The following is a 5856-nucleotide window of genomic DNA, read 5'->3' on the forward strand; positions in this document are numbered from 1 at the left end:
GCCTGATCGGCTGCCTGCCCGACCCCAAGATGCTGGAGCTGTGGAACACGCGCGAGCAGGCGCTGATCGATTCCGACCCGGCCACCAGCGGCCTGGCCAACCCGCCGTTCGCCGCCACCGCCCACATGGGCAAGATGACCGGCGCGGCGCGCGACAAGGCCGCGGCCGAAGGCGCGCGCACCGTGCCGCCGCGCGAACACGGCGGCAACTGCGACATCAAGGACCTCTCGCGCGGTGCCAAGGTGTTTTTTCCGGTTTACGTGGAAGGCGCCGGCCTCTCGGTGGGCGACCTGCACTTCAGCCAGGGTGATGGCGAGATCACCTTCTGCGGCGCGATCGAGATGGCCGGCTGGGTGCACATGAAGGTCACGCTCATCAAGGGCGGCATGGCCAAGTACGGCATCAAGAACCCGATCTTCAAGCCCAGCCCGATCACGCCCACCTACAACGACTACATCATCTTCGAAGGCATCAGCGTCGACGAGAGCGGCAAGCAGTACTACCTGGACGTGAACGTGGCCTACCGCCAGGCCTGCCTGAACGCCATCGAGTACCTGAAGAAGTTCGGCTACTCGGGCGCACAGGCCTACTCCATCCTCGGCACCGCGCCGGTGCAGGGCCACATCAGCGGCGTGGTCGACGTGCCCAACGCCTGCGCCACGCTGTGGCTGCCGACGCAGATCTTCGACTTCGACATCAACCCCAACGCGAGCGGCCCGATCAAGCACCTCGATGGCTCGGTGGTGATGCCTTTGTCGCCCGACCTCTGAGTTGTTGCCATGCCGACCTACGACTACGACTGTCCGTCCTGCGGCGGCTTCGATGCGTTCCGTTCCTTGAGCGAACGCAACGAGCCCGCCGCCTGCCCGGACTGCGCCACTGCCTCTCCGCGCGTGTTCGTCACCGCCCCACGTCTGGCGCTCATGGACAGCGGCACTCGCAGCGCCATGGGCGTCAACGAGCGCGCGCGCCACGAGCCCAAACGGTCGGGCGACTACGCGCGCCTCAAACACCCGGCGGGCTGCGGCTGCTGCAGCACCAGCCGCAGCAAGGCCACGGTCACTGCGCCGAATGGCGCGAAGGCGTTTCCGTCGAAGCGCCCCTGGATGATTTCTCACTGAAGGACCCCGAGCCATGATGCACGGCGACATTTCAAGCAGCAAGGACACCGTCGGTGTCGCTGTCGTCAACTACAAGATGCCACGGCTGCACACCAAAGCCGAGGTGCTGGACAACGCGCGCAAGATCGCCGACATGCTCGTGGGCATGAAGTCGGGCCTGCCGGGCATGGACCTGGTGATCTTTCCCGAGTACAGCACGCACGGGATCATGTACGACGCGAAAGAGATGTACGACACGGCGGCCACGGTGCCCGGCGCCGAGACCGAGATCTTTGCCGAGGCCTGCCGCAAGGCCAAGGTGTGGGGCGTGTTCTCGCTCACCGGCGAGCAGCACGAAGAGCACCCGTACAAGGCGCCGTACAACACGCTCATCCTGATGAACGACCAGGGCGAGATCGTGCAGAAGTACCGCAAGATCATGCCGTGGGTGCCCATCGAAGGCTGGTACCCGGGCAACTGCACCTACGTGAGCGAGGGCCCCAAGGGTCTGAAGATCAGCCTGATCATCTGCGACGACGGCAACTACCCCGAGATCTGGCGCGACTGCGCGATGAAGGGCGCCGAGCTCATCGTGCGCTGCCAGGGCTACATGTACCCCGCGAAAGACCAGCAGGTGCTGATGGCGAAAGCCATGGCCTGGGCCAACAACACCTATGTGGCGGTGGCCAATGCCTCGGGCTTTGACGGCGTGTACAGCTACTTCGGTCACAGCGCCATCGTGGGCTTCGACGGGCGCACGCTCGGTGAGTGCGGCGAAGAAGACTATGGCGTGCAATACGCGGCACTCTCCACCAGCCTGATCCGCGACTTCCGCAAGAACGCGCAGAGCGAGAACCACCTGTTCAAGCTGCTGCACCGCGGCTACACCGGCATGATCAATTCGCGCGAGGGCGACAAGGGCGTGGCCGCCTGCCCTTACGACTTCTACGCGCGCTGGGTCAACGACCCGGAGGGCACGCAGAAGGCGGTGGAGGCGATCACGCGGCCCATGGTCGGCACCGAGGAATGCCCGATCGAAGGCATACCGAATCCGTCCACCGTGGGCCACCGCTGAACGTGGACCCGTTGGCTGACTGGCGCCTCACGGAGGAGCCCTTCTACCAGCCGGTGGGCCACGAGATCGCGGCCTTCGACGCCGCGCGCACCGCGCGCCTGCCGGTGTTGCTCAAAGGGCCGACCGGCTGCGGCAAGACGCGTTTCGTGGAGCACATGGCCTGGCGCCTGAAGCTGCCCCTGATCACCGTGGCCTGCCACGAAGACCTGAGCGCGGGCGACCTGGCCGGGCGCTGGTTGCTTGATGCGCAAGGCACGCACTGGATGGACGGCCCGCTGGCCCTGGCGGTGCGCCACGGTGGTCTGTGTTACCTGGACGAGTTCATGGAGGCGCGCGCGGACACGACCGTGTTGCTGCACCCCCTGGCCGACACGCGGCGCGTGCTCTCGCTGGAGCGCCACGGTGAACTGCTGCATGCCCACCGCAACTTCCAGCTCATCGTGAGCTACAACCCCGGCTACCAGGGGCTGCACCGCGAGATGAAGCCCTCCACGCGCCAGCGCTTCGTGGCCTTGGGTTTCGACTACCCCGACCCGCCTGTCGAAGCCGGCATCGTGGTGCGCGAAGGCATCGCCTCACCCGAACTGGCGGAGCAACTGGTGCAACTCGCCATCCGCACCCGGCGCCTGCGCGACGAGGGCCTGATGGAGGGCGCCTCCACCCGCATGCTGGTGCACGCCGCGCTGCTGGCGCGCGCCGGCCTGTCGCCGCACGACGCCGCGTTGCGAGCCATCGCCGAGCCGCTCAGCGACGACCCCGACGTGGGCGCCGCCTTGCGTGCGCTGGTGCGCGCGAGCTTCTGACGCCGTGGACACCGCGGACCAGGTTCGTCGCGTGGCGCGGGCCTTGTGGGGCCGGCCGTTGCAGACCACCGTGCAGGCCGGCGAGCCGCGCACCGGTGCCCGCGCCGTGCTCACGCTGGATGCCGCGGTCGATCCCGTGCTGCACCTGCCGGCCGGCGTCGCCTTACAAGGCGACCTGCCTCTCGCCATGGCGGCCCACGTGGCGGCGCACCTGCGCTTTGGCGGAGAGCCCCAGACCCGCACCGGGCTCAAGCCGGTGCAACAGGCACTGCTGGGCGTGCTCGAAGACGCCCGCGTGGAATGGCTGGCGCTGCAGGAACTGCCCGGCCTGCGCGCGGTGTGGTGGCCGTTTCACGCCGACGCCGCGGCGCTGCGCGGTGCGGGCTTTGACAACCTGCTCGCGCGGCTCTCCGCCCAGCTGCTCGACCCCACGCGCGACGACCCGCACGCCTGGGTGGCGCGCGTGCGCCGCCTGTTCTTCGAGCCCGACGGGCGCACGCTCGCGCTGAAGACACCCGATCAGGTGCGCCGTGCGGCATCCGTGCTGGGCCACGACATCGGCCAGATGCGACTGCCCTTCAACGCGCGCACCTACGCCGTGCACGCGCGCTACCGCGACGACAACACCCACCTCTGGTGGCCCGACGATTCGCTGCCGCCCTCGGACGTGCCGCTGCTGGCCGACGCTTTGCCCCCGACCGATGAGGAAGCCAGTGCATCATCACCACCCGCGCACACCGAGCCCGACGCGGTGCACGCCGAGTGGGACCACCGCATCGGCCGATACCGGCCGCGCTGGTGCAGCGTGTACACCGGCGCAGCGCCCTCGGGGCCGCCCGCCTGGGCGCCCGGTGCACTGGCTTCGAGCCAGCGTCGGCTCACGCGGCGCCTGGCGGGCATCGGTGGTGCCTTGCGGCGCGGCAGCGCTCGCGCCATCGAGGGCGACGAGTTGCACCCGGCGGCGCTGGTCGACAGTGCGCTCGACCTGCGCAGCCAACGAACCCCCGATCCGCGCATCCACCGCCGCAACTTTAGGCCGATGCCGCCGCTGGCCGTGCTGCTCCTGCTCGACGCATCGGCGTCCACCGCGCGCAGCGGCGAGCGCGAAGGCGAGGTGCTCGCGCGCATCCAGCGCACGGCCGCCACCGCTTCGTTGGCGCTGCAAGGGCTCGGCCACCGCTGTGGCCTGTGGGCCTTCTCCAGCCAGGGCCGACACCGCATCGACATGCCCTGCCTGCAGCACTGGGACGAGGCCTTGCCCACCCTGGCACGCCTGCGCGGCGCGGGCTCCACCCGGCTCGGCGCGGCCCTGCGCCACGCGCTGCACCTCAGCATGCAGGACGCTCGGCTTCATCCGGGCTGGCGGCGCGTGGTCGTGCTGTTGACCGATGGTGAACCGCACGACGTGGATGTGCACGACCCGGCCTACCTGCCGGCCGACCTGCGCCGCGCCGCGCGCGAGGCGGCGGCCTTGGGCGTGGCGGTGCGCGCGCTGGTGTTCGAGCCCGGCGAAGGTGGCGACGGCGGCGCGCTGGCCTCGGTGCTGGGCCGCGGCGGCGTGCGCCGTTGCAACACGCAGGCCGAGCTGCCGCGTGCCCTGGCGCAGTTGCTGGCTCTCCCCGGCTGAGCGAGGGGCTAAAATCGCGGCTTCTCAAGGAGCGTTGCAGCGCCGGCGGGCTTTTCTCAGCCCCCACCGTGCGTCAGGCTTGAGTGGGCATGAACAGGCCCAAAACGGCGCTCACCAGTCTGTTGTCTGCAAAACTGCCTTGGTGAGCCGCATGTCCGAATCTCTCTCCCCTTCCGTTTCCGTTCCGCCCATGGTGCTTTCCGGCCTGGAGCCGCTGCGCATTGGCCCCGACAGCCTGTTCGTGAACGTTGGCGAACGCACCAACGTCACCGGCTCCAAGGCCTTCGCCCGCATGATCCTGAACGGCGAGTACGAGCAGGCGCTGGCCGTGGCGCGCCAGCAGGTGGAAAACGGCGCCCAGATCATCGACGTGAACATGGACGAGGCCATGCTCGACAGCAAGGCCGCCATGGTGAAGTTCCTCAACCTGATCGCCGGCGAGCCCGACATCGCCCGCGTGCCGGTGATGGTGGACAGCTCCAAGTGGGAAGTGATCGAGGCCGGCCTGCGCTGCGTGCAAGGCAAGGGCGTCGTCAACTCGATCAGCATGAAAGAGGGCGTGGACGAGTTCAAGCGCCAGGCGCGGCTGGTCAAGCGCTACGGCGCGGCCGCCGTGGTGATGGCGTTTGATGAAAAAGGCCAGGCCGACACCTACGAGCGCAAGGTCGAGATCTGCGAACGGGCCTACCGCCTCCTGGTGGACGAGGTGGGCTTTCCGCCGGAAGACATCATCTTTGACCCCAACATCTTCGCGATCGCCACCGGCATCGAAGAACACAACAACTACGCGGTCGACTTCATCAACGCCACGCGCTGGATCAAGCAGCACCTGCCCGGCGCCAAGGTCAGCGGCGGTGTGTCCAACGTGTCGTTCAGCTTCCGCGGCAACGACCCGGTGCGCGAGGCCATCCACACCGTGTTCCTGTACCACGCGATCAAAGCCGGCATGGACATGGGCATCGTCAACGCCGGCATGGTCGGCGTGTACGACGAGCTGGAGCCCGAGCTGCGCGAACGCGTGGAAGACGTGGTGCTGAACCGCCGTGCGGACGCCGGCGAACGCCTGGTGGACGTGGCGGAAAACGCCAAGGGCGCGGCCAAGGACGACAGCAAGAAAAACGAGTGGCGCGCGCTGCCGATCCGCGAGCGGTTGAGCCACGCGCTGGTGCGCGGCATGAACGACTTCATCAGCGAAGACACCGAAGAGATGTGGCGCGAGATCGAGGCCGGCGGTGGCCGCCCGCTCAACGT

General features: G+C 68.4%; 6 protein-coding genes and 1 riboswitch. All 6 genes read left to right on the top strand.

Annotated features, from left to right (window positions below):
* The coding region (locus tag IV113_RS08145; protein ID WP_291082857.1) for an acetamidase/formamidase family protein at window positions 1-770 on the top strand (770 nt) is incomplete at its 5' end.
* A gap of 9 nt (window positions 771-779) precedes the next feature.
* A complete protein-coding gene (locus IV113_RS08150) occupies window positions 780-1121 on the top strand; it encodes a zinc ribbon domain-containing protein (protein ID WP_291082860.1) in 342 nt (113 codons plus the stop codon).
* Between the two features lie 13 nt (window positions 1122-1134).
* Window positions 1135-2175 carry an aliphatic amidase gene (locus tag IV113_RS08155; RefSeq protein WP_291082863.1) on the top strand — a complete coding sequence of 347 codons (1041 nt, stop codon included), beginning with the start codon at window positions 1135-1137 and terminating at the stop codon, window positions 2173-2175.
* The gene (locus IV113_RS08160; RefSeq protein WP_291082866.1) at window positions 2127-2978 is read left to right on the top strand and encodes a CbbQ/NirQ/NorQ/GpvN family protein; all 852 of its coding nucleotides are present in this window, start codon (window positions 2127-2129) and stop codon (window positions 2976-2978) included. Before IV113_RS08155 ends, IV113_RS08160 begins: the two co-directional genes overlap by 49 nt.
* Window positions 2979-2982: 4 nt before the next feature.
* Window positions 2983-4605 (top strand): VWA domain-containing protein, encoded by a 1623-nt coding sequence (locus tag IV113_RS08165; protein ID WP_291082868.1) that lies wholly within the window; start codon window positions 2983-2985, stop codon window positions 4603-4605.
* A gap of 20 nt (window positions 4606-4625) precedes the next feature.
* A riboswitch (S-adenosyl-L-homocysteine riboswitch) is annotated at window positions 4626-4725 on the top strand.
* 31 nt (window positions 4726-4756) lie between these two features.
* The coding region (locus tag IV113_RS08170; RefSeq protein ID WP_291082870.1) for a dihydropteroate synthase at window positions 4757-5856 on the top strand (1100 nt) is incomplete at its 3' end.

The organism is Hydrogenophaga sp., from assembly GCF_018780385.1.
Taxonomy (GTDB): domain Bacteria; phylum Pseudomonadota; class Gammaproteobacteria; order Burkholderiales; family Burkholderiaceae_C; genus Hydrogenophaga.

Coding starts and splice junctions, on each gene's coding strand:
- IV113_RS08160 (WP_291082866.1), top strand. CDS start 2,127: ATGCCCGATCGAAGGCATACCGAATCCGTCCACCGTGGGCCACCGCTG.
- IV113_RS08155 (WP_291082863.1), top strand. CDS start 1,135: ATGATGCACGGCGACATTTCAAGCAGCAAGGACACCGTCGGTGTCGCT.
- IV113_RS08150 (WP_291082860.1), top strand. CDS start 780: ATGCCGACCTACGACTACGACTGTCCGTCCTGCGGCGGCTTCGATGCG.